Source organism: Blautia marasmi (assembly GCF_900258535.1).
Taxonomy (GTDB): domain Bacteria; phylum Bacillota; class Clostridia; order Lachnospirales; family Lachnospiraceae; genus Blautia; species Blautia hominis.
On record NZ_OIWX01000001.1, the window covers coordinates 1,957,415 to 1,977,151 of the forward strand.

14 protein-coding genes are annotated in these 19,737 nt (G+C 50.9%); 1 reads left to right on the plus strand and 13 read right to left on the minus strand.

The window, feature by feature from the left end; genetic code table 11:
* Positions 1 to 45 precede the first annotated feature (45 nt).
* A complete protein-coding gene (locus C6P39_RS08670) occupies positions 46 to 1,959 on the plus strand; it encodes a DUF2961 domain-containing protein (protein ID WP_104803490.1) in 1,914 nt (637 codons plus the stop codon).
* 69 nt (positions 1,960 to 2,028) lie between these two features.
* On the opposite strand, the gene C6P39_RS08675 is transcribed toward C6P39_RS08670, so the two are convergent.
* The 13 genes from C6P39_RS08675 to C6P39_RS08730 form a co-directional block, all read right to left on the minus strand.
* The gene (locus tag C6P39_RS08675) at positions 2,029 to 3,351 is read right to left on the minus strand and encodes an apiosidase-like domain-containing protein (protein WP_104803491.1); all 1,323 of its coding nucleotides are present in this window, start codon (positions 3,349 to 3,351) and stop codon (positions 2,029 to 2,031) included.
* Positions 3,348 to 3,512, minus strand: a complete 165-nt coding sequence (locus C6P39_RS08680) for a hypothetical protein (protein WP_158661509.1) — start codon at positions 3,510 to 3,512, stop codon at positions 3,348 to 3,350. Before C6P39_RS08680 ends, C6P39_RS08675 begins: the two co-directional genes overlap by 4 nt.
* Before the next feature lie 135 nt (positions 3,513 to 3,647).
* Positions 3,648 to 6,101, minus strand: coding sequence for a glycoside hydrolase family 2 protein (locus C6P39_RS08685; protein ID WP_104805888.1), 2,454 nt, complete (start codon positions 6,099 to 6,101; stop codon positions 3,648 to 3,650).
* 58 nt (positions 6,102 to 6,159) lie between these two features.
* On the minus strand, positions 6,160 to 6,336 hold the full coding sequence (locus C6P39_RS27435; protein WP_158661510.1) for a hypothetical protein: 177 nt from the start codon (positions 6,334 to 6,336) through the stop codon (positions 6,160 to 6,162).
* A 26-nt stretch (positions 6,337 to 6,362) separates the two neighbouring features.
* Positions 6,363 to 7,325 carry an acetylxylan esterase gene (locus C6P39_RS08690; protein ID WP_104803493.1) on the minus strand — a complete coding sequence of 321 codons (963 nt, stop codon included), beginning with the start codon at positions 7,323 to 7,325 and terminating at the stop codon, positions 6,363 to 6,365.
* Between the two features lie 19 nt (positions 7,326 to 7,344).
* On the minus strand, positions 7,345 to 8,394 hold the full coding sequence (locus tag C6P39_RS08695; RefSeq protein ID WP_095174515.1) for an alcohol dehydrogenase catalytic domain-containing protein: 1,050 nt from the start codon (positions 8,392 to 8,394) through the stop codon (positions 7,345 to 7,347).
* A gap of 17 nt (positions 8,395 to 8,411) precedes the next feature.
* Positions 8,412 to 10,958, minus strand: coding sequence for a glycoside hydrolase family 2 protein (locus C6P39_RS08700; RefSeq protein ID WP_104803494.1), 2,547 nt, complete (start codon positions 10,956 to 10,958; stop codon positions 8,412 to 8,414).
* Positions 10,959 to 10,972: 14 nt separating this feature from the next.
* Entirely contained in the window at positions 10,973 to 11,668 is a 696-nt protein-coding gene (gene deoC / locus C6P39_RS08705) for a deoxyribose-phosphate aldolase (protein ID WP_104803495.1), read from the minus strand.
* Between the two features lies 1 nt (position 11,669).
* Entirely contained in the window at positions 11,670 to 13,175 is a 1,506-nt protein-coding gene (locus C6P39_RS08710) for a xylulokinase (protein ID WP_104803496.1), read from the minus strand.
* Between the two features lie 3 nt (positions 13,176 to 13,178).
* The gene (locus C6P39_RS08715) at positions 13,179 to 16,346 is read right to left on the minus strand and encodes a hypothetical protein (RefSeq protein WP_104803497.1); all 3,168 of its coding nucleotides are present in this window, start codon (positions 16,344 to 16,346) and stop codon (positions 13,179 to 13,181) included.
* Positions 16,347 to 16,348: 2 nt separating this feature from the next.
* A complete protein-coding gene (locus C6P39_RS08720) occupies positions 16,349 to 17,776 on the minus strand; it encodes an L-fucose/L-arabinose isomerase family protein (RefSeq protein ID WP_104803498.1) in 1,428 nt (475 codons plus the stop codon).
* A gap of 12 nt (positions 17,777 to 17,788) precedes the next feature.
* Positions 17,789 to 18,658, minus strand: a complete 870-nt coding sequence (locus C6P39_RS08725; protein WP_104803499.1) for a D-psicose 3-epimerase — start codon at positions 18,656 to 18,658, stop codon at positions 17,789 to 17,791.
* Between the two features lie 16 nt (positions 18,659 to 18,674).
* The gene (locus C6P39_RS08730) at positions 18,675 to 19,694 is read right to left on the minus strand and encodes a Gfo/Idh/MocA family oxidoreductase (protein WP_104803500.1); all 1,020 of its coding nucleotides are present in this window, start codon (positions 19,692 to 19,694) and stop codon (positions 18,675 to 18,677) included.
* Positions 19,695 to 19,737: the final 43 nt, after the last annotated feature.

The following is a 19,737-nucleotide window of genomic DNA, read 5'->3' on the forward strand; positions in this document are numbered from 1 at the left end:
GTTTTTTATAATAACCTCAAACACAAAAAGACAGGAGATTCCTATATGAATATTTACGAAACCATGACAGATCCCAAATCTCTCCCTGTCCCCAAGGCAGACTGCAGGGCGCACTATGAGGGAAGCATCGACAAAACAGGCGGAAATGCCGACTGGGACTGGGTCCTCTACCGGGACGCCAACAAAGAATGGGTCCTTTTTGAACACCTGGGCCCGGGATGTATCTATAATTTTGTCCAGCACCGCTATCCAAGCTGCGAGGAGCCTGTTTTTCGTTTTTACTTTGACGGGGAGAAAACGCCGCGCTTTACCATCCGCCACTCCCAATTCGGCGAAAAATACCCTTTCACAGAGCCGCTGGCCTCCCGCTATATAGGACCTTACGATAACGGCAGAGGTCCTATCCGAGTGGTACGCAGTTTTGTACCCATGCCATACAAGAAAAGCTGTAAGATCACCAGCAGCATCCGTCTGGAAGGCTGTGACAGGGAAAAAAATGAGGGCGGCTGGGGGCATGTCATCTATCATTCCTTTGAAAACCGGGACAGCATAGAAACCTTCTCCCCCGCAGAAAATCCTGCACTGCAGAAGCTGACGGCCCTATGGAAACAAACCGGAAGCTGCATACACTCCCTGCAGTCACCAAAGCGCCACCGGCTTACAAATCTCACTCTAAGACCAGGAGAAGAATTTCCTCTTTTCACCTGCAATGAAAATGCCTGTATAGCCGGCATCCGCTTTCTGACCGGACCGTATTTACCTATGCATCTTCACGCCCTATCCCTCCGTGCGTGTTGGGACGGACACAGCACTCCTGATCTTGATGCACCTTTTGGATGCCTCTTCTCCAATGAGCTGGGATATCACAGTGTACGATATCTGTTGTCCGGTATGAATACAGACGGGTACTATTATAATTTTTATCCCATGCCCTTCTCTGAAAGTGCCAGCCTGGTCCTAAAAAACAATGGAGATTCTGTTATTGAGATCCCCTTTGCCGAGATTCTCTGGACCCGCGAATGGAACCAATACTACCGGGAAAACGGATTTCTATATTTCAGAGGTGCTCCTTACTTCAAAAGAAAACATACCGAGGGCGCTGACAGCCTGCTTGCGCAGGTATCCGGATACGGTCATATCGTTTCCTCCACCATCACTGCATTTGGAGCCTCCCCTGAATCCAGAGCTGACTGCGAAGGTGATGTGCGCATCCATTTTGACGGACTGCGTACACCGCAGATCGAGAGTGACGGTTCTGAAAGCTATTCCTGCTATGGCTGGGGATTTGAAACACCCCAGGAATGCAATCCCGCAAGCGGTTATGACGGGCATGAGCACAAAGACTGGTCCATGCACCGCTCCCTTTTAGGGGACTGGTATCCCTTCTACTCCGGTTTTCGCTTCGGAATCGAATCGGGCGGATGCAATGATTTGTACATGGAACACTCCGGTATGGTCTTTTACTACGGAAGAGATGATGTGAAACTGAAAAAAACAGGAGAAATACAATTTCAAGATCCCCATACGCTGGAACAATTCCACTATACATGTGAAGATGATCTTGTTCCCGTACCTCTCACCTCCTATTTTGAGGGAGATGATGACCATATACCTGTTACCCTTTACGGACACTACAGCAGAAAGCCACGTTCCTTTACTTTCCGGATCCCGCCAAACACAACGGCCGTCCTCCTCCGAAGAGTCAGTGACCAAAAATACGGCCGTCAAAAAGCTTCCGTATATGTAGATCAAACGTTAGTGGAAGAATATCCCTGGTATTTCCCGGACCACAATCCATATAAAAGATGGCTGGAGGATGAATTTGTCATTCCACTCAAATATCTAACGGGCAAGACAAGCATCACCGTAACCATCGAACCTCAGCCATGCGGCGGCCCCGAATCCCCCGATACCGTAACCTGGAACGAGTTTGGTTATCAGATTTACGTCCGCACCTGATTTTGTCCTTCCGGATCATGATAGCGGTCTATCTGTAAACAGGTTTCATACATCGGTCCCAATCAGCCCTTAAAAATCCAACACAGCAACCCAGTCATGCCCTGCATCCGGCGGTCTCAGAACAACCGGGCAGGGCGGCCAGATTTCTTTTTTCTTAAATACACCATCTGCAGGATCAAACCAGCTGCACTGTACCGGTCCATCCCCTATCTTCTCCAGATGGACTTTCATCTCCTGCCCATATGGTGTGTACAGAAACGCATATTTATCTCCTCTGGCTGCGGCAATATACTGTCCGCACCACTCCTCCTGTTCCACAAGCTCCGGTGCCGGGCGCAGTTCAAAAAACGGCCTGCACAGCCGCAGTTGTTCCATATACCGCATCTGTCCGGCCCCCTTCTCCTCAAGCCCTTCCCACCAGGTCTTCAAATGCCCGCTGTCCTTCTCCCTGCAGAAACACCATACCCCATGGTGGCCGTAAACACAGCCACAGGCCCCCTGAAGAAGATTCCAATACCCATTCTGCCTTACCTCACGTTCTCCCCAAAACACACCATACTCCGGCTGAAAACACGCCGGGTGTCCCTCATACCTGGGTTCCATATCAAGACAGGGCTTCTCTTCCTCCTCCTGCATCTTCCTGATAAACTTCCAGCTCTCATATCCCTCCAGCCCATGACCCGACTGACAGCAATTAAAATCAATATACGGCTTATACTTCAAAAAATCCGTGGAACAAGATGCGCCGCTGGGGTGAAACGTCATCAAATGCCTCGTATCCCTGCTCCTGATCCCCGCTGCCATTGCATCCAGCACACTCTCCTGTCCTTCATTTTCCACCGGCCTGTCACCGCCCAGGATCCAAATAACATTCCAATCCCCCCGATACCGTTCTCCTATCCAGGCACCATATTCATAAGCACTGTCCGAATCCCGAAAGATCTCAGGCCCGCATCCCCACTTTTTATTCCATTTATCCCCCCAGCAGGGCAGAATCCCCATAAAAAGTCCCAATTCCGCAGCCCTGTGAACAACCCAGTCCACATGCTCCCAATACGCCGCACACTCCTCCGCCCCGGAAAACGATTCCCCCTGCTTTCCCGGCAGACAAACCTTCCCCTCTTCCATCACTAACGGTCTGTGCCCATAAGCATTCCCCATATAGATCCCATCCAGCTCCGCCAACGCCGCAGCCTGAACCACATGAAATCCCTGCGCAGCCCTTCTCTCAAGATACTCAGCCGCCTCCTCCCTATCCAGCCTATGAAACAACTCCCAAGCCGTATCCCCCAAATAAAAAAACGGAGTCCCATCCTCCCACATAAGATAATGTTTCTCCTGATGCACCTTCAGCCCTTTCATCTTATCCCTCCATTCCAGTCCATTTATCATTCCCAATCCATTCCCCTTGCCATAATCTCCAATCCTTGCCCTCTCCCGCCGTCACAATCCACCAACCTTACCATCTCTCCGCTGTCATAATCCACCAGTCTCGCCAACTCTCCGTCGTCATAATCCAACAGCCTCGCCAACTCTCCGTCGTCATAATCCAACACGAGCCACAACAATATCACACATTTCCGGCAGAGAAAACCAGGGATAAGCGGAGGTGCTGTGAGGGGCCGTGGGGTGTATATCTGTGGCCGCTCACAGCACCTCCGCTTATCCCGTCCCCCTTACATCATCCCCTATCGAATATCATACACACTCCTAACCTGGAGCTTCTCCACCTCCCCTTTTATCACCTTAATCCTCCTCTCACCGCCATTCATATCAAAATAATTATCCTCTAACACCAGGTCCTCATTCTCATTCCTGATCTCCACACTCCCCGCATACGCCTCCGCCCGTACAACGATCTCATCCCCGCAAGCCTCCACCGTAAGCCGTGGATCCTCATACCGGAAAAACTTAGGCAGCGTCAGCAGCACTGTAGACCCTGACACCCACTTCTCCCCCTCAAAAAGCTCATAACTGATATATTCCTCCTCAATCTTCATTTCCGGGATCTCCACCTTATCCATCCACACACTGGAAAGTGCCGGAACCAAAAGTTCCCGCTCCTCCTCCCGCAGGACCTCTCCAAAACGATCGCGCACAGCCCATACTACCCGGACCGCCTTCTCTGTCATGGTCTCATTAGAAACATTAAACGTGACACTTTTCTCCATCTGAAACGGCTGTGCGTTTACATTTGTATTCTGTGTCATCATCCCTTCCTCCTGACAGGACAACAGCACCGGGGCAAAAAAACGTTTTGCAAAATAATGCAGAGCCTTCCATCTGCCATAGTAGTCAATGGATGACCAGGACGCCACAGGCCAGCAGTCATTAAGCTGCCAGTACACAGCTCCCATACATCTTCCCCTGTTTCTGCGGAAATGCTCCACCCCGTACTTGATCGCCTCCCCCTGCAGAAGCTGCGATGCATACAACAGCGTATCAAATTCCGAAGGATAGAGAAACGTCTGATACAGATACTTCATGATCTTTCCATTTGCCGCGTCATTCCTCTGATGCTTATCCATAACATAGGAAAAAATATTTCTATCCTCCGGCAGGGTAAATGCCTCCACTGTCTTCAGACAGGGAAAAGACTGGAATCCAAACTCACTTGCATACCGGAAATAATATTTGCGGTACTCGGAAAACGGCTTATCTCCATGCCACACCTCCCAGTAGTGGACATCTCCCCGGTCCGGATCATTGGGTGCGTCAAAGCTCCCGCCCGAAGACGGACTTGCAGGCCAGTAAAATGTCTGCGGGTCCTCCTCCCTAAGCACCTGGGGAATGATATACTCATACATCTTTATGTAGTCCGCCTTCTGTTTCGGTGTGTTTACCCACTGTCCCTCATCCACGAACATCTCCATCTCATTGTTTCCACACCAGAGTCCCAGGCTGGCATGATGACGGAGACGGCGCACATTGTCCCTGATCTCCGCTCTGATATTTTTATCAAATTCCTCTGTCAGTTCATAAACGGCACAGGCAAACATCAAATCCTGCCATACCACCAGTCCCAGTTCATCACAGATGTCATAAAAGTCATCATGGGGATAGAATCCGCCTCCCCATACACGGATACAGTTAAAATTAGCTGCCCGGCACTGCTCCAGCAGGTTTCTTGTCCTTTCCCCTGTGATGCGGCTGAAAATATTATCCTCGGGAATATAGTCTGCACCCATGGCAAATATCTGTACTCCGTTTACCTCATGGGCAAAGCTCTCACCATATGCATCCTTTTCCCTGTGCATGGTCATAGTCCTAAGCCCAATCCGCTTCTCCCAGCGGTCAATCTCCCTGCCGCCCTTCATGAGCTGTACACAGATTCCGTACAGATTCTGCTCTCCATATCCATTTGGCCACCACAGAAGAGGCTGTGGAATGACCAGACTCTCCGGTGAGTTCTCCGCTGTCCTTACATTCCCATTTGGGTCCGTCACCGTAACCCTGTATGAAAGCACTTCCGCATCTTTAGCGGAATCCTTTTCTTTCCCGGCCCGGGCAATCTTGGCACTGATGTGCAGCGTGACCTTATGAGTCTCATGCTCCTGTGTCACATACACGGATTCCAGTCTTCCTGTCTCCACGCCCTCCAGGAAAACATCCTTCCAGATACCCGCATCAGGAAGCCTTGGCCCCCAGTCCCAGCCAAACATACAATGCGCTTTCCTGATCTGGGGAAATCCGTCCATACAGTGCTCAGAGCCCATTGTCACACACTGGGCATACCGCTCCCTTATATATCCGGTCGGGCTGTGGAAGTAAATTTTTAATACATTCTCTTCCTGCCGCAGCACCTCCGTGACGGAAAATTCCCATACCCGGTGCATATTATCTGCCCTGCCAAGCAGGATCCCGTTCAGATAGACATCTGCGATCGTATCCAGCCCGGCAAAACAGAGCCTTATCTCGTCCGTATCAAAAAGTCCTTTATCCGGTACAAAATGCGTCTCGTATATAAAGTCATTCTCCATCAGCTTCAGCGCTTTGTCCTCATTATCCCGCCAGAACGGGTCTTCCATCCGTTTGCTGCAGAGAAGATCATGATAAACAGATCCCGGAACCTGTGCCGGGATCCGCTCCTCCTCCCCCCGGATCTGAAGCATCCATCCCTGTGTGATATACTGCCTTAACATATTTTTCCTCCAGTCTTGTTTTTTGTTTTCCGGCCTTTCTCCCGCTTTTTCCCCTGCACTATACCCTGTCCAAAATGCCCGGAGTATGGCACACAGCTTGCCAAAAGTAATTTTCAGACATACTCTGCGGGTTATCACAGCCAATACCGGCAATACTCTGCATACTTGCTATACTCTGCATACCTGCTATACTCTGCATACCTGCTATACTCTGCATACCTGCTATACTCTGCATACCTGCTATATCTGTTATATCTGCTATTACTCTATTATATTACACCGCTGCAGGAAAACCAGCTTTTTCTCCATCTGTATGCTGTAAGCATTCTCATGGCCGCAGAACGGATAAATTTCAATCTGCTTTTCCGCCCGGATCCTGTTATAGGTGGCAAAAAAGCATTTTGCAGGACAGGTATTATCTTTCAAAGACACAGAGCACAAGACAGGACAGGTAATACGGTCCGCCAGATTCATGGTATCAAAATAACTCAGCGTATCAAAAGCCGTGTCTGTATGCTGGGGAAATCTGCGAAGATATGCAGCAACGGCGCCAAAGCTGCCGTATTCCCCCTCCACCCTTGTCCTCAGGTCACTGTTTCCCGGCACATCCGCCAGCGCAGCAGCGGGACGCCCGTCCAGTGCGGCGGCAGCCATGACCAGTGCCCCGCCCTGACTGATCCCGTGGAGTATGATTTTCTCCCGGTCCGTCTCCTCCATAGCACAGGCTGCGTCAATCGCCCTGATACTGTCCAGATAAACATGTCGGTAATAATACTCATGGGGATTTAATATCCCCCTGCACGCAAGCCCGTCAAAGTACGCTTCCCGGTACCCGGCATAATCTGCTGTTATGCCTCCCTGTCCGCGGCAGTCCACAGCCAGGACTGCCATCCCCAGCGCGGTCCAGTAAAGATGGTCCGAGGGCAGACCTCTGCTCCCGGAAAATCCGTGGTACTGCACCACACAGGGCACCCTGTCCCTTCCGGCTGTCTGCGGAGCCAGATACCAGCCGTGGATCCTGGTATTTTCCATTCCCTGATAGCTGATCTTATACACTTTGACATACTTGGACGGATACTCCTCCACCCTTTCTGCCCTCAGACCAAGGGGAAGATTCCGGCTTTCTTCCAATTCCCTTTCCCAGAACAGATCAAAATCCTGTTTCCGGGTCAGCAAAGGCAGATAGCTTTCCAGTTCTCTTTTCCTGTCTTCCCTATATCCCATCCCTGTCCTCCTGTATCCCTTATGAAAATACAAAGATATTTTTCAGATTCCTTCCCTCTTTAGCTGCGGTAAATGCTTCCTCATACTCCTCTATGGAATAGGTGGCTGAAACAATCTTATCAATATTCAGGACGCCCGCCTGCACCAGCTTCATACATTTTCTGTACTGGGTCAGACTGGCACGGCAGCTTCCCGTGAGGACAAGCTGCTTGTAGTGCACCTGGTTTGTGTTTATGGTAACCTGGCTTCTGTCAGCCGGAAGACCGCCGAAGAAATTCACCCTGCCGTTCACTGCCAGCAGTTCCAGAGCCTGGGCCTGTGCCTGCGGGGATGGACACGCGGTGATGCAGACGGAAACACCTTGTCCCTGTGTCTGCTCCATGACAAATCCTTTCAGTTCCCCGCCCGCATAGGTAATGAAAAACGGATCAAATTCTTTGCAGATAGACACACGGTTCTCGTTCAGGTCTGTGATGATAACTTTTGCCGCACCTGCCATTTTCGCCAGCATCCCATGCATAATACCGATTGGACCCGCTCCAATGATAAGCACCGTATCACAGGGTTTGATCCCCACCTGCTCAAAACCATTGTACACACAGGATAAAGGCTCCAGCACTGCTGCCTTCTCAAAGGTCATGTCCTCGTCAATATCTATTTTCACCACATTACCCTGGCGCACTGCCGCCTCCGGGATGACCACATATTCCGCAAATCCCCCGTCCATATTAATACCGAAGGCACGGTACTCCCGGCACAGATGGGTATTTCCCGATACACAGGCATCACAGGTGCCGCATCCCATATTCGGCGCAATGGCCACAGTCATTCCCGGTTTATAACCTGTCACGGATCTTCCTGTCTGTTCGATGATCCCGGATATCTCATGCCCATAGATACGGGGTGTTTCCCTGGTTACCCCCTGGTATCCGTTCTGTATCATCCGCAAATCACTTCCGCAGACAGCCGCTGCCTTCACTTTCAGCAGGATTTCCCCGTCCTTTATTTCCGGTCTGGCCACATCGGTCAGCGCATAGTCGTTTTTTCCGTAAAACTGTATTGCTTTCATCTTAGTCCCTCTCATTTCTAAATAGTTTCAGGCGCATTCCAGGCCCGAATCTCCAGATTTTCCGTATGGGAAACTGCAACTCTTTTCACTTCCCCCGGATTCAGCCAGAACATGCTGCTCCCGGTCACAAACTCCATATCTTTCTTGGGACATTCCACCGTAACTCCCACTGCCGGCATATTTCCGGTGTTGGAGATCACAGCATGTCCCGGCTCTGTATGGCAGGTAATGACCGTCCTTGGGAGTGTCAGAAGACACCCCTGTTTCTTCTGATAATTAAGCCAGTAAAAGGTGTCATCCACCTTTTCCCCCTCCGCATATACCTCTGTAGTCAGTAAAACCGGACCGTCCCCGGCCTCTGATGCATTTACAGGCAAATGTCCAAGCCAGGTCACATTGGCGCTGTCCCTGCCGCTGTATACGGCCTCCCTGAAAACCTTCAGGTTTTCATCATAGGCTCTCACTTTTACACTCCATGTTTTTCCTTCCAGACTCCCTGCATCGTCCAGCAGGTAAACCGGGAGCCTTACATCTTCCTCCACCCGCATGGAGGAAAACAAAATGCAGGCGTGAAGCGGCTGATAGCTGTCCTTAATGGCATAATAAGATAACTTAGGCACACCGTAATAGTCGATGGTGGACCAGGAGCAGGCCGGGTACACATCTGTCAGTTTGTAATAGCAGATACCCGTGGATTCGGGCCACCTGCATCGGTAAGCTTCCAGTGTGTGGCGGACAGCCGTGGCCTGAGCCATCTGTGTCCCCCAGATAAAACTCTCCATCGTATCCCCTGCACAGAACTCAGGGACACGTTTTCCAAGATGTGCCATATCGTCAGGTTCAAGCTGATTGAACCGGGGTGTGTGATGCCCGAAGGAGCCAAAACGGCTGGGCGGCCACTGTTCTGCCTCCTCTGCCGGAACGTATCTCAGCACGCTCCTGTGATTGGGTGCAGAGGCCATGCCAAATTCCCCCATAAAATGTGATCTCAGATTAAGACTCACATCAATATCCTGCATATCCCAGTACGTGGAGTAGTTGTGCAGTGCGCCGCCCCAGGGTGAGGTCCTGTGAAATCCTCTGCTTCCGTCAAGTTCAAACGCATAGCGCGCCATCATATCCATAGCCTCCCCGTCAGCCCTGGCCGATTCATTTCCGCCGCACCACATGATCAGGGACGGATGGTTGCGCAGGCGGGGCATATGTACCAATACCGTCTCCTCCAGCTCCCCAAAGGGCTGGTCTTTCTGGCTGTCCCAGCAGGTGGGCCATTCCTGCATTACCATGATCCCCAGCTCATCGCATAAATCATAGAATAGATCGGACTCCGGCATACCGCCGCCCCATGCCCTGAGAAGCTGTATATTCTGGTCCTTTGCCAGGCTTAAAAATCTGTGATACAGATTCCTGTCAAACCGCAGAAGCACATCCAGGGTACACCAGTTGGTTCCCTTGATAAATGTGGGACGGCCGTTAACGATAAATGTCCAGTTATGCTTATCCTCATAAGGGCCTCCCGGAAGCGGCCCCATCTCTATGGTCCGCATACCAAATGTGGTGTCAAAATACTGCACATCCCCTTGTTCTGTTTTCACAGACAGACGAAGTGTGTAGAGATTCTGTTCCCCCATATTGACCGGCCACCAGAGCTTTGGCTCCTCTATCCGGGTCCGCAGATGGACAACCTGTTCCTCCCGCGTAAGTTCTGCCTCATAAGAAAAGCTCCCGCCTTTTCCGTCATGGTTTTTGCCCTCCACCACACCGGATATAATGGTTTTTCCACATTTCCCATGGATTTTCAAGCAGATATCCACAATCCCCTCATGGGTATCCCCACAGGACACCAGAGGTTTTTCACTGTAACAGGCAGGTCCCTTTTCCTCCAGTCCTGCCGGTGCCCAGATGCCCCTGCTTGGAAGGCAGGCATAGTGCCACCCATACACGCAGTTGATGACAACACCGTCATGCCATCCCTCGTCATTGTCCATATAATCGGACATGGGCTGGGGACGGGCCGGAGAATTTTCTATCTTCACGATCAATGTGTTTTTCCTCTGCAAATACGGAGCAGCGTCAAACACCGGACGGCCGAACATCCCCTTGTGTTCCCCCAGATAATGGCCGTTCAGCCACACCTTTCCATAATGGCAGATGCCCTCAAAAAACAATTGGTCTGCCCTGCAGCCGTCCTCCCACAAAAATTCCTTTTTCAGCCACCAAGTCTTGTAACTGTACTCCCTGGCGGTCTTATCGTTCAAGCCAACCGTTGGGTCCGGAATGATGCCGGCCTCATAGAGGGCGGTATGTACACTGCAGGGAACATTTGCCGGTATGCTGTCTTCCCAGGGCACAGACAGATCTAGTCTTTCGGCTTCCGTCCCATCCCAGACCATCTGCCAGATGCCGTTTAGAGAAACACGGCTTCTGCTGTCACTTATGATCATTTTCCCGTCTGTATCCAGTTTTACCATAACAGCAGGCGTTTCCAGCATGGAAGGTTTCGGTGCCCATGCTTCTCTCTCCAGCTCGTCCAGGGATTTTCTGATTCCCAGCCTCTGTGTCATAAAATTTCCTCCTCTCAGCCTTCTGCTGTCAGCCGTTCTCTGAGCTCCTCCACAATTTTCACGCCGGCGCTGGTGCCAATCCGCTCTGCTCCCGCTTCGATCATGGCAAGGGCAGTGTCCAGGTCTCGGATCCCCCCTGCTGCTTTTACCTTGATTTCATCTCCAACCAGGGATTTCATGAAGCGTACGTCCTCAACTGTAGCTCCCCCTGTTCCGAATCCGGTAGAAGTCTTGATAAAATCCGGTTTTACCTCCAGGGCGATCCCGCACAGGATCTCTTTCTCCTCCCGGGTCAGGTAACAGTTCTCAAAGATAACTTTGGATATCACTCCCGCTTTCCGGCAGATCTCCACAATACTTTTCATTTCTCTGCGGATATGATCCAGATTTCTGTTTTTCAGCTCCACGATATTTACCACATAGTCAATCTCGTCCGCGCCTTCACGGATCGCTGTCTCTGTTTCAAATACCTTTGTCTCGATGGTGGTCTGCCCCAAAGGAAAGCTTATGGCTGCCCCCACATGCACATCACTGCCGCCCAGGAATTCCCTGCATTTTTTTACCGGCGCTGAATTGATGGCTACCATCTTAAAATCATAGGCTGCGCTCTCCTCACAAAACGTCCGGAAATCCTCATCGCTCACATAGGCTTTCAGCAGTGTCTGGTCGATCATTTTTGCAATTTTCTGTGGTGTAAGATTACTGTTCATGTTATTCTCCTCTTCTTATCTCTCCCCGGAAAGTACCCAGGGTTTCCAATAAATTTACATAATTTTTTTTCTTTTTCCGGTAAATCTCATATCTGTCTTTGTCCGGAAGAACCGTTTCCTCTCCCAGGGACGGTTTCATGGCAGCTTTCAAGTCATCAATGATTCCCACGCCGTAAGCTGCCAGCATGGCGCTGGCATATACCGCCGTATCTGCCTCTCTCAGAGGCCGGTAAGGAACTCCGAGGGCATCTGCTTTTATCTGACAGAAGATCCTGCTCCTGGCGCCTCCCCCCGCACCGTAAATATATTTGGGGGATATCCCGGGATTCTGCCTCTTCAATATGGAAAAATAGTATGCATATTCACAAGCAATACTCTCCATAATGCTGCGGTACATATGGGCTGTGGTATGCTGAAAGGAAAGCCCCCAGTAAGCCCCTCTCACACGGGGATCATTGGGACAGGTGCGGCCTGAAAAATGTGGTACAAAGTACAATCCCCCGCAGCCTGCCTCCAGTTTTTCTGCCTGTTCATTCCAATACGCATAGTCCTTTCCATTCTGTTCCAGAAACCATTTCAGACACAGCCCCCCGCCCCCGATGTAGGCCAGGGGTGTGTAAAGCCCGTCGATCACAGAACGGGAAAACAATAGGGTCTCAGACTTCAGATCCGGTGTAAAACGGTCTGTACTGCAGGAGAAAATAGAAGCTGTCCCTGCCACATCATAGATCATATCTTTCTCAACAATTCCCGCTCCCAATGCGGAGGCAGCCGAATCTCCGCACCCGGCAGCCACTTTTGTCTCCGGGGTCAGACCGCAGGCCTTTGCCGCCTGCTCTGTCAGCCTGCCCACGATCTTCCACGGGCTTACGATTTCAGGCATCCTCTCTTTCCCGATGCCGAATTCAGAGAGCAGTCCCTCATCCCATTGTTTCCTCCGGTTGTCCGCAAATCCGGAAAAATGCAGGTGGGTATAGTCGATCCAGGCATCCTCGGCCTTCAGGCCGCATAATTTACCTGCCACATACACCCCCGGCAGAACGAATTTGGCAATTTTCTCATATTCCGCCTGTCTCTCCGCCTTCCTCCAGAGGATTTTGGGACCATGTGCATAGGTGATCTGGCCTCCTGTGCGGCGGACTACCTCATCCCCCGCCTTATCTTTCATTTTATTGATATGGGGTTCACACCGGGTATCCAGCCAGGAATCATAGGGACCCACTGCCTCAAAATCCGAATCCACAGCCATGATGCCGGCCATCTGCCCATCAATCCCAATGGCTGCCACCTGTTCCGGCGGAACGTTGGCTTTTTTCATCAGTCCGCTCACAGTCCTTAAAACAGAACCGTAAATGTCGCCGGCATTCTGGCACACCTCTCCCGGTCCCCCGTAAATGAGACGAGATCTTTCAAATGTCTCGGACACTTTCCTTCCATCCAGAGAAAAAAGAGCGGCCTTAGTTCCCTGGGTTCCGATATCTATTCCGGCTGCATACTGTAATTTCATATGTCATCCTCTTTCTGCATCCGGAAAAATTTCCTCACACAACAGCTCCGGAGTCACCGTGACTCCCAGTTCCTTCAGCATATACTCATCACTCCAGCGGTCGTTTTTTGTCCTCCAGGAACAGGAGGCGAACCAGGAATAATCCTTGTCACAGTTGTGAAGCTGCCCAAAGGTGTGGTAACGGTTTCCAAATGCTGTGATCTCCAGCAGATGCTCCCCTTTCTCCGGATGGCCCAAATCCACCTCATAGGGGGCAAACGCAATACTGCCCACACGTTCATGATCCACTGCAACACCAAGAAGAGGACCGCTGAAATACTGGGCTCTCAGCCGTATATGGCCGCCCGGTGCCCAAAATCTGCATCGGTAAGTGAGATTGCCCCCGTAAAAAGGCATTCCCTGCCGCGTCAGATCCCCAAAGACAATTTTTTCCCAAGCGGCAGTTATCCGTTTTTCTTTACCATACACCTCCACCCCGAAATCTCCCAGAAGATAACAGTTTTCCACATTTGCTTTTTCACCGTACGGAATTTTAAGCTCTATGGTGTTGTTTCCCCTGTGAAGCGGAGGGATTTTGACCACCTCAATGGCTTCATCCGTAAACCAGCCGGAGGCTTTTTCTTCCACCAGACTGCCATTCACATATATTTCGGTCACATCCCGGCTTTCCAGTGCCAGGCTGGCAGATGTGTCAATGCCGGAAACAATGTCAAACCGAAGAGAGAGTACATTCGGAAATCCCTTTTCCTCTTTTATGGTCCAGGGCTGTGCTCCTGCCTCCTCTTTGGGCGGATAACCAAAACGTCTGCGGCAGATATTGTCCAGCTTCAGGATATCCGCCTCCGGCTGCCATGGTTCCCGGTCAATCCTGTATGCTGCTTTGTCAAGAAGAAACACATTTGGTTCCTCGCGGATGACCTCCAAAGGCTGCGAAAGCCGGATCCTGCAGGCTGGTTCTTTTTTATCTGCTATCGTTTCCCTGCCGTACCGGGACTGTACAGCCGGGATCAGCCTCATAAGCAGGCTGTCATGGACTCCCAGCCCCCACACAACCCTGGTCTGGCCATCCCTGTGTGTATATTCCGGCTTTTTGGTATCTCCTGTCAGGGCATCGTAAACCGTCAGGTCATATTCTCCCTGTATCCGCAGATGTATATTCTCCACATAAGGGTAGTCCTCACAGTCCACCATACTCCAGAACGTGTCCCGCACCTTCTCATATCCGTGTGCCAGAAACAGCCATTTCCCGTCCTCATCCTGCCTCATCTGATAGACCAGGTTGTCAGCCCTTCCGCCGCTGTCCAGAAGTACATCTACGTCACGCCAAGGTTCCAGGCATTTCAGGAGCGCCCCCTTCTCGAAAGTGAGGATCTCACACTTTTGGGCAAGTTCCCTAATTTTTTCCGAGAATACCCCATCCATGCAGACAGGAAGCTGTCCCAGGATCACCACTTTTCCTTTGTTTCCGGCAAAATCCAGAAGACGGTCCACGGTAGTTTCCCTGAGGGTGATGCATCCCGGAACCAGAACTACGGGATAACGCATCTCACCCATGCAGAATCCCTGCTCATCAAAGGCAGGCTTTGTCTCCTCAGCAAGCAGGGATTCGCTGATATAGTCAAAGTCCATCTGCCCGAAGGTAAGCCAATCACACAGATCTCTATACTGGTTTTCCAAAGCCTCCTGTCTCTCATATGTCTGATCATACGGTCCGAACGCCATCCAGAAAGATTCCACGGGATGTATGACACCAATCTTTACCTGAGGTCTCCCACTTGTCAAAGCAGCATTGACCCGGCCAAAATAATTTTCAATGAGAGGATATTCTTTATACCATGGTGACTGATAGTTGATGGAAGCGGGATAATCCCTTTTCGCTTCCCCCTCCATGGAGAGCCAGCTCACATGATGGACCCTTACCGCAATGCCCAGGGCAGCCTGCCAGTCCCCTGACATCTTATGTCCTCTGAAATCAAAATCCCAGTTCGTCACGCCGTATGTCTCACTCAGCGCGCCGAAACGCCCGAACTGCCTTGCCGTGCTCTGTGCCATTTTTGCAGTGGGGTAGTCCCTCTGATCCGACAGCACATCATGCCCCGGCAGATGGAAATGCCGCAGGGACCTCATGGTCTCCCCTGTAAATACAGTCTGGGAGCGGAGCGTCTCCTCCCCCTTCATATGTCCTGTCAGCGCAAGGCCGCGGTGTTCACACCAATTCCCGATATTTGCCGCGTACGCCTCCACAAAGCGGCCTGTCAGATGATTGATATACCGGTATCTGACTGTAGCCGCAGCATTTTTTCCTCTTTCCCAGATCACCTCGGGCAGGTGTTCAAGAAGGGAATCTTTATATATCCTTCGGAAGCTCTCATCCAGATCATCCGTAAAAGGCAGACGGACGGATTTTTCTTCCTCCGCAAAATTCAGGTTCTCCATCTCCGCGAACTGCGGTTCGTCTGTAAATATGGCAGGGATACTCTTACCGAAATCATCCCCGACTTTCTCAAAATACCGCTCATGGGTAATAGCAATGAACCGGTCCAGAGCGTTTTTATCCAGGGTATTCACATACGTCTGGTTGTTCCACCAGGATGTTTTCTCATCCACGGTCAGATACGCGTACCAGATCTTTTCCCCGTCCCCGCATGGAACGCTGCTGTCACTGTGTTCTATAATCTCATACTCTTCCAGATATCCCCGGACCAGATGCACCTTGTATGCCATGAGAAAATATCCCTTTGGCTCCTCCCCCTGCCCGCATTTCTCCAGAAAAGTTTCACGGTCCTCCTCATATCCATTCTGTCTGACAGGGGTGAACAGAAGATACCTCTCCCTGTACTGTATATCCTTGGTCACATACCCGCCTCCGAATCCTGACGCGTACCTGTCCTCATCATAGAGCCAGCAGAGCATATCTTTCTGCTTTGCCGTCTCATTGCAGTCTGCCACCATCTCCATGAACTCATCACTTAAGTATTCCGTATTCATACCGGTACGGCAGTGCATGTGAAATCCGCCCATACCCATTTCCTTGAAATACCCGATCTGTTTCCTCAGATCTTCCTTTTTCAGGGTACAATTCCATGCCCAGAAAGGCGTTCCCCTGAACCTGGCTGGCGGATCTTTGAAATCTTCCTCCCTCATCTTCTCCGGTCTGTGGTCTAAGTACACGTTTACACCTCCTGCTGCAGAATCTGCACATCCATATTCAGAAGATTGGCTGTCAGTTTCAGGGCCTCCACACAGTCACCATATACACCATGGATGTGATTACACGGGAACTTTTCCAGGAACTGATCCGCACTCACCTGTAGCCTTGTAAATGCCACCGGCCAGGCAGGTGTTGTCGTATTACCCATGGCAGTCATTTTTTCCTTCTCAAATTCCACAATCTCTGCCGGAACGATGGTCATCACATACTTTCCGTTCTTTCTGGCAAGTCTGGCAAGTGTCACCCTGCCCCCGCGGGCAAAATGATGTACGCTGGCACCGCCGGCCGGATAGTAATGGGTCTCCGGGCAGAAGGTCACATGCTTCAGGTTTTCTGCGGGGTCCATGGAGGCCCCTGCAAAGTATGTGGCATGGGTGCCGGAGTTGGAGAAAAACCAGACATCATTTTCCTTGTCATAGTGGCGCACATCCGCGAAGAGGACCGGTTTTCCGGTGAGCAGCTTGAACAACTGCATGGTCAGGGCACCGTCCATATCGGATTCTGTTGCAGCTACGATCGGCTCCTTGGGTCCGTCAAAATCATAGGGATCATTGAGAAATGCCTCCGCGATATCCATGGTAACATAGCGGTCTGTCAGGTCCCCGTGTGCTTTGATCCCCACAAAGTCCAGACTTTTATCCGCAATGATCTTTCGCAGGCCGTAATAGGAACGGATCTGGAGTTTCAGCTTTTTCGGAGTCAGGCCAATGCCGTCATACTGGATGCTGCCCACATTTGCTTCCAGCCATGTAAATGCATGCTCCACCTTTTCCTCCGCCACGGTCTCCCCTGCGCGGATGATGTCATCCTGCTCCACATTTTCCACGTCAATCCCAAACTCTTTCTGCCACTGTTCCAGGTTGGCCACAGCGGTATACATACCCAGGGGACGGCCTCCGAAGTTTCCAAAAGTCATTCCCTTCAACCTCTTCACCGCAGCCGCAGCCCTCAGGAAATCCACCATCTTATTAAGGACCTCCGGCTCTTTGACCGAACCCCACAGTTTCTGGAATTTTACATTTAACTGCTCCAGGGTTCCTGCTGCCGCCATCATGCCCACCATACCGCATTCGGAGGGATGGAGGTTGCAGAACAGCAGATACGGGCCGGGAGCAAAATTCTGTGCCACTGCGGTAAACTGGGGATAACACCATATTGTGTAATTGAGGATCGTGGCCTCCACACCTGCTTTCTGCAGCTTCATGGCTTCCCTTTTTGCCTCCTCATTACTGTGCAGGGGCATATCCCCCGCTGTCACCTGGAAAAGACCTGTAGACTCCAGCGCCTCCTTGATTTCCTGCTGATAATCCATATTTAACTGTATGTAATCCTGATGCAGATACTCTCTGCCGTCTGACATGGTCAAAAGACCTACTTTAATTTTTTCCATTCTGATATCCTCCTACTTCAGTTTTTCTCTGATAAACTTCAGTGCCTCTTCTGCCATGCTATCCATCCGCATGTCCGAAGCATTTCCACTCTGGTCCCTATATATCTTAATATCCTTTCCTACCTGTCCCCCGGGACGTACGAAAGGTTCCATCACGATCCTGCCCTGATAATTGATATCCTTTAATCCGCGGACAATCTCATCCCAATCCATATGTCCTCTGCCGGGAACCTTCCGGTTACACTCCCCTATATGGAAATGCCCCAAAAGCTCCCCTGCTGTCTCTATTGCTTCATGGAAGGAATCCTCCTCTATATTCATATGGAAACTGTCAAGGAGCAGCTTAATCTTCGGACTGCCCAGCTCACGGGCAAAATCCACGCCCTCCTTAGCTGTGTTCAAAAGATATTGTTCATAACGGTTCACGATCTCCAGGCAGTAGTTGATATCGTATTCCTCTGCCATACGGGACAGCTCTCTCAGGGAATCGAGACTTCTCTCTCTTGCCTTCATCTTATAATCATATGTGACCGTTCCCCCGGGCCAGCAGGAGTATAGGATCCCACCCAAGGTGTCCCCTCCCATCTGCTTAATACAGCTCAGTAATTGTCCCACATAACGGATTCCTGATTTTCTGACAGCGGCATCTTCACTTGCCAGATCATACCGGGGCGGAAGACCGATACAATAAGTCAGGTCAATTCCCGCGTCCCTTGCCCTGTCCGCGATTTTCTCCCTCTGTGCGGACAACATATCCGGCAGGCATCCGGCTGCCAATTCCAGCACGTCAAAGCCTAAATGTTTTGCTTTTTCAATATACCTGCAGTAATCTGCCTCCCATTCTTTTTCCCAAAAGGCAAAATAAATCCCAATCCTGTTCATTCATACATCCTCCCTGTCATAATGTAATGATCTGTCCGGTGGACACAGACAGGTTCCCGGCGTTTACCACCTTTACTGCCATTTTCCCATCATGTCCTGTCACTTTCGGTTCCCTATCTGTCAGGATACAGTCCACAAAATCCATATCCTCCTCCAGATAGGCATCCTTAAACAGGAATTTCCAGCTGTTGGTGAAGGCTTCATAGCTGCGCATATCACTGCGGCACACGGTGATCGGCCTTTCCTGGGTCTTCCCAAGGAAAATGCAGCCTTTGGTTCCCAGGATCTCCACCCTGGCATCATAGCCGTACAGAACACCCTGGGCTCCGTCTATCATCCCCTGCATACCATTGGCAAAGCCTGCTGCCAGGATGACATTATCGTAGAAATCCGGGAAATCCTGCTTTGCATCAGGACACCGGTAATTGCCTCCCATGGCATATACGGTTTTAAACTCACTCCCGGTAAACCAGCGCAGCGTGTCTATATCATGACTGTTTACCTCAGCCAGTGGGCCGTTGCTCTTTCTGATGTCATACATCCATGGCTTTGGTATGCTGGGTCCTCTGGTGTTGGACCTGACCATGACCACATCACCTATCTCCCCTGCGTCCACAACATTTTTCGCCTCCGTAAAGGCACGGTCAAACCTCCTCATAAAAGCGACCTGGAGCTTCACATGGTATTCTTTTGCCGCGGCCTCCATGATCTCACACTCTTCCACTGTCATGGCCATAGGTTTTTCGCACAGGATATGCTTCCCCGCCTTGGCGGCCGCCACTGCGATCTCACAGTGATACTTGGTGGGCGTGACAATGATGACCGCGTCAATCTCCTCATCCTCCAGAAGCTCCCTGTAGTCCTCATATCCTTTCTCGATCTCCAGTTCCTCCAGTGCTGCCTGCACATTGTCCCTGCAGGGGTCTGCCACTGCGGTCAACACTGCGTGGGGCACTGCGGCCCGGAAATTCCTGGCATGGATCATTCCCGCCCTGCCCGCTCCTATCAATCCTAAACTGACTTTTTTGTTCTTCATCTTATTTACTCCTGTCTTTTTATTTCCTTGGTTTTACCGCTTG

What these genes read in the sequence shown, in the direction of transcription:
- C6P39_RS08690 (WP_104803493.1), bottom strand. Translation starts at nt 7,325, where the DNA reads ATGGGATATAGGGAAGACAGGAAAAGAGAACTGGAAAGCTATCTGCCT.
- C6P39_RS08710 (WP_104803496.1), bottom strand. Translation starts at nt 13,175, where the DNA reads ATGAAATTACAGTATGCAGCCGGAATAGATATCGGAACCCAGGGAACT.
- C6P39_RS08670 (WP_104803490.1), top strand. Translation starts at nt 46, where the DNA reads ATGAATATTTACGAAACCATGACAGATCCCAAATCTCTCCCTGTCCCC.
- C6P39_RS08675 (WP_104803491.1), bottom strand. Translation starts at nt 3,351, where the DNA reads ATGATAAATGGACTGGAATGGAGGGATAAGATGAAAGGGCTGAAGGTG.
- C6P39_RS27435 (WP_158661510.1), bottom strand. Translation starts at nt 6,336, where the DNA reads ATGCAGAGTATAGCAGGTATGCAGAGTATAGCAGGTATGCAGAGTATA.
- C6P39_RS08695 (WP_095174515.1), bottom strand. Translation starts at nt 8,394, where the DNA reads ATGAAAGCAATACAGTTTTACGGAAAAAACGACTATGCGCTGACCGAT.
- C6P39_RS08725 (WP_104803499.1), bottom strand. Translation starts at nt 18,658, where the DNA reads ATGAACAGGATTGGGATTTATTTTGCCTTTTGGGAAAAAGAATGGGAG.
- C6P39_RS08720 (WP_104803498.1), bottom strand. Translation starts at nt 17,776, where the DNA reads ATGGAAAAAATTAAAGTAGGTCTTTTGACCATGTCAGACGGCAGAGAG.
- C6P39_RS08700 (WP_104803494.1), bottom strand. Translation starts at nt 10,958, where the DNA reads ATGACACAGAGGCTGGGAATCAGAAAATCCCTGGACGAGCTGGAGAGA.
- C6P39_RS08730 (WP_104803500.1), bottom strand. Translation starts at nt 19,694, where the DNA reads ATGAAGAACAAAAAAGTCAGTTTAGGATTGATAGGAGCGGGCAGGGCG.
- deoC (WP_104803495.1), bottom strand. Translation starts at nt 11,668, where the DNA reads ATGAACAGTAATCTTACACCACAGAAAATTGCAAAAATGATCGACCAG.
- C6P39_RS08685 (WP_104805888.1), bottom strand. Translation starts at nt 6,101, where the DNA reads ATGTTAAGGCAGTATATCACACAGGGATGGATGCTTCAGATCCGGGGG.